The following is a 4,473-nucleotide window of genomic DNA, read 5'->3' on the forward strand; positions in this document are numbered from 1 at the left end:
TGCTGATTTAATATTGGCTGAATTTTGTCGTAACATTTATAAATATCAATAGCAATGTGCTGAGGAACGAGATGATCTACCGATCCACCAAAAATGGCAATTTCTTTAACTACACTACTACTTAAAAAGCTATATTCATTAGAGGTGGCCAAAAAAACTGTCTCTATTTCAGATAATAAGGTTTTATTTGTATGGGCCATTTGAAGTTCTTTTTCAAAATCAGAAAGAACTCGTAGACCTCGCATCAGGACTTTAGCCTGTCGCATTTTTGCATAGTTTACCGCTAAACCATCGAAACTGGCTACCTCCACATTAGATAGGTGTTGTGTGGAATAGTGAATTTGATTTAAACGTTTCTCAATGGCAAACAAAGGAGTCTTACTAGGATTTTGCAGTACGGCCACAATAACCTTTTCAAAAAGCTTACACCCTCGTTCAATAATATCTATGTGACCGAGGGTAATAGGGTCAAAACTGCCTGGATAGATTGCAATCACAATATAGCTATATTAAGAATAGTTATTCAAATATTTTAGCAAGGTTATTAGAAATATTTCCAAGATATTATTTGTCTGTTTTTTTGAGGTAATATTATATCAGGAAAGTAATCAGTATTTTTTGAATTAGATGATATTTGGGATTTGCTAGTGGTGCATTGTGATTTTTTCAGTAACAGCATAGTGAGGGTTATAGCCACCATTCACCATTACTATACAGAACTACCAAGATTTTTGATCGATAAAAATATATTTCGGTTTTAGTTTGATTTATTTTGGTAATAACTGCCAGACAATAAAGATAATTGTACTTTCAAATAATCTTTTAGTTTTTGGTATTATTTAAATTATTTTCTGCTTTTTTTGAGATTAAGATAAAAATCAATTGAAGCAGCAAAAAAAAACGACAATAAAGTCGATAATTCATGCTAAAAACTAGGATGTAAATTAATCAAACAAATATTAATATTTTATCTTGAATAATTAGTAGTAAATTAATCTATAAAAATCTTTAATGCTATAGTTATAGCGCTGTGCACAGGCAACAGGAGGAATAAATTGCTGATAATATTAAGATTTTTAGCTATTGGACAGTTCCTGTAATTTGTAAATATGCCAGCGCACATTGCTATATTTTTTTATCCGTAACTAGATCAAGATCATGATAAAAATGTTCCTCGAATTACAACTTTAAAAATTTGTCTAATTATTCTTCTATGAAAATTTACTACAAAATTTCTGACTGGTTAGAAACTAACTGGGTAACACCAAGCTATGCAGGTGGGTTACTCGGAATGTTATCAATATTCTTCTTTGGTGCCGCCACTAATACAATGGCAGGATGGTTATATGTAATTAGTGGGATGAGTTTTGCATTATTAGGAATGGGTGCTGTTTTGCCAGGGCGATCGCTACGTCAAATACAAGTACGTCGCCATCTAATTCAACCTGTAACGGTGAACGACTATTTAACTATCGCCCTCACAATTGAAAATTCTACTAATCAACCAATAGCATTAGTGCAACTCAAGGATGAAATTCCTTTGGTGCTAGGAAAATCACCTCAACAAGCAATAGAAGTCATTCCTGGGAAAGAAGTTTACCATTGGACTTACCATTTACCTACCAAAAGAAGAGGAATATATCGTTGGCATCATCTTCAACTGAGAAGTGCAGCACCTCTAGGTCTATTTTGGTGTCGCCGTAGTCGGAATGCTAAAGCTACTGCTATTGTGTATCCTACAGTTTTACCCCTGAGTAATTGTCCGATAATAGATGAACTTGGTCAAGAAAATAGCCGTCAACTAAACGAGGATAGTCGTTATCTAATGGCTTCGGAAGGCTTAACTCGGACATTACGACCATATCGGTTTGGCGACCCTAGTCGTTTGATCCATTGGCGGAGTAGCGCTCGTTATGGAGAGTTGCGGGTTCGAGAATTAGAGGTATCTAAGGGAGGAGAAGAAGTTATCATTTGTCTTGATAGTGCTGCTAATTGGCAAACAGATAATTTTGAAGCAGCGGTAATAGCAGCAGCTTCTTTGTATTTCTATGCTAACCGCTCTCTGAAAAATGTCCAGCTTTGGACTGCTGCTACTGGGTTGGTGCATGGAAATAGGGTGGTGTTGCAAACTTTGGCTGGAGTTAAGTTTGGGGAGGAGGTTGTGTTAGGAAAACCACCAAATAAGTCTTTGCTCTGGTTGACTCAAGACCCAGTTAGTTTATCTTCTCTGCCTTCTGGAAGTAGGTGGTTATTATGGTTAGATGAGTCTATTTCTCCTGGAACAGAAGCAGGAAAGATTTCGCATTCTTCTGGTTTAGAAATTAGTTCTACTCAGCCTTTAGAGTTTCAACTTCAGTCTCAAGTTTGAAGGAAGAAGATGGGGAGTAGGGGAGATGAGAGATGGGGAGATGAGAGATGGTAATCAAACATGACATTACTATTCAGAAATAGTATAACTTTTAAGCAGACTTTGAAACGAGTTTATGGTTTATTGAATTGTTTGTATTGACAAATGTCACTTTTTATTATAAGTGGGTAAAAATCTGAAACATTTAGAATTTTTCACCATATTTTCCCCCGAAAATGACTTTGTGCTGTAAGATTGAGACAAATATCTAATATCAACAACATAACAAACGTATATTATGAACCCAACAACAGAAAATAAAAAACTATCCAGTGAAAAATCGTTGAAAGCGATGAAAAGTTTTTCTGAAAAGTATGCCAAGAATACAAATACTTATTTTTGTGTAGATCCTTCCGTTACGGCAGTGGTAATTGAAGGGTTGGCTAAACATAAGGATGAATTGGGCGCTCCTTTATGTCCATGTCGTCATTATGAAGATAAAGAAGCAGAAGTAAAAGCTACATATTGGAATTGTCCTTGTGTACCGATGCGAGAGCGTAAAGAATGTCATTGTATGTTGTTTTTAACTCCAGATAATGACTTTGCTGGGGAAGAGCAAACAATTACTCAAGAAGTTTTAGAAGCTACTAGAGCAACTATGTAGGTTGAAAACTAGAAGGAATCAGGAATAAAGTTTAGTCGAAATTTTTGCCAAGGTAGAGCTTTTTCTGATGAGTTTTGTTGAGATAAACAGAGATATTTTTTTCCTTTTTCCTTCTACTGAAAATACATGATTTTAACAATATTTTTTCTTATTCCTTCTGCTATACTAATGCACCCTACTGGAGTGACACAGCTAATTTTTGGCATTAGCTTTTTTCGCATAATTCTTGTTATTGCAAGGTTTTGCCTATTTTTTATAATGCAACATTTAAGGTATCTCAGGTGCGTTACTCTTTGCTAACACACCCTACTGAACCGACACGCCTAAAAATGTAGGTTGAGTTGAGGGACGAAACCCAACCTACATCTATTGCAAAATTTAAGATGAAACAGTCTACTACTACTAATGGTATACAGCAAAAAGGAATACCAGGCACGGGAGCAAGATGCTCTCACTGTTCTCGTAACAAACTTTGCCGGACAATTTTTTCCAGTTCAGTCCCTCTTCCTTCTTCCTTCCTCAACTTAGTTATAGCGTTTTCAAATGAGATGTCAAACAAGAGTTGGTTATTTACTAACAGTAAAAAGTCTGGCAAACCTTCTGACCTGTTGCCTGTTGCCTGTTGCCTGTTGCCTGTTGCCTGTTGCCTAAAAGCGACCAGGTTTTTTAGCGACCAGGTTTTTTTTCGCAACTCAAATGAAATTACTATAAAAATAATGACTTCTGAACAAGAAAAAATTCCCCAAGAGTTTTGGCAAGGAATAGCTGAGTTTAATCAACAAGAATTCTATAAATGCCATGATACTCTGGAGGCTTTATGGATGGAAGCTGGAGAACCGGAACGTACTTTTTATCAAGGGGTTTTACAAATAGCAGTTGGACTTTATCATGCGGGTAATGAAAATTGGCGTGGTGCTGTTATGTTGTTGGGGGAAGGTATTAGGAAATTGAATTATTATTTACCTAGTTATTTTGAGATTGATGTCGATAAGTTACTGACAGAAAGTGCCGAATTATTGAAAAATTTACAAGAGTCTGGTCCTGAAAATATTGCTGATTTTGTGCGCTCTTCTGATAATACAAAATACCCAAAAGTTGTCAAACTATAGCAGGCAACAGGCAACAGGCAACAGGCAAAAGGCAACAGGGAGAAGAGAAAAGTCAGTCCAGTAGGGTGTGTTAGCGGTAGCGTAACGCACCCTAACAGTGCCAAGCATTGTACCTTGTACCTTGTATACCATTACTATGCAGGACTACCCATTTTTCTACCTTTTTCCCCTATTCTATCTTTGTTCTTCAATACTACAGCAGTCGTCACTATAGTTAGAACATCGGATAATTATGATGATTTATGAGGTGAGCAAGATGGTCGCACTAATTTTCCTAACAAACCTGGCGGTTGCTATAATTTATCATTAGTGTAATCTATTTGCTTGATAATTCTTGCTACTTGATTTCTCGA

General features: G+C 36.2%; 5 protein-coding genes. 3 read left to right on the plus strand and 2 right to left on the minus strand.

From position 1 onward, the window contains the following. Positions 1-497, minus strand: a 497-nt coding sequence (gene coaD, locus F6K13_RS19945; protein WP_287288148.1) for a pantetheine-phosphate adenylyltransferase, incomplete at its 3' end; no start/stop codon positions are given. 716 nt (positions 498-1,213) lie between these two features. On the opposite strand from coaD, the gene F6K13_RS19950 reads away from it, so the two are divergent. Continuing rightward, positions 1,214-2,368 (plus strand): DUF58 domain-containing protein, encoded by a 1,155-nt coding sequence (locus tag F6K13_RS19950; protein ID WP_124142681.1) that lies wholly within the window; start codon positions 1,214-1,216, stop codon positions 2,366-2,368. 277 nt (positions 2,369-2,645) lie between these two features. Continuing rightward, on the plus strand, positions 2,646-3,011 hold the full coding sequence (locus F6K13_RS19955; protein ID WP_124142668.1) for a ferredoxin thioredoxin reductase catalytic beta subunit: 366 nt from the start codon (positions 2,646-2,648) through the stop codon (positions 3,009-3,011). A 451-nt stretch (positions 3,012-3,462) separates the two neighbouring features. Here the strand turns inward: F6K13_RS19955 and F6K13_RS19960 are convergent, their stop codons facing one another. Then, complete coding sequence (locus F6K13_RS19960) at positions 3,463-3,702, minus strand: hypothetical protein (protein ID WP_124142669.1); 240 nt, start codon at positions 3,700-3,702, stop codon at positions 3,463-3,465. A gap of 25 nt (positions 3,703-3,727) precedes the next feature. Here F6K13_RS19960 and F6K13_RS19965 point away from each other — a divergent pair, with 25 nt between their 5' ends. Next, positions 3,728-4,120 (plus strand): DUF309 domain-containing protein, encoded by a 393-nt coding sequence (locus tag F6K13_RS19965; RefSeq protein WP_124142670.1) that lies wholly within the window; start codon positions 3,728-3,730, stop codon positions 4,118-4,120. The last annotated feature ends 353 nt before the right edge of the window (positions 4,121-4,473 follow it).

It is taken from the genome of Okeania sp. SIO2B9, from assembly GCF_010672505.1.
Lineage (GTDB): Bacteria > Cyanobacteriota > Cyanobacteriia > Cyanobacteriales > Microcoleaceae > Okeania > Okeania hirsuta.

Bases quoted from the DNA above. Each gene is read 5' to 3' on its own strand.
- F6K13_RS19950 (WP_124142681.1), top strand. From the start codon at position 1,214: ATGAAAATTTACTACAAAATTTCTGACTGGTTAGAAACTAACTGGGTA.
- F6K13_RS19965 (WP_124142670.1), top strand. From the start codon at position 3,728: ATGACTTCTGAACAAGAAAAAATTCCCCAAGAGTTTTGGCAAGGAATA.
- F6K13_RS19955 (WP_124142668.1), top strand. From the start codon at position 2,646: ATGAACCCAACAACAGAAAATAAAAAACTATCCAGTGAAAAATCGTTG.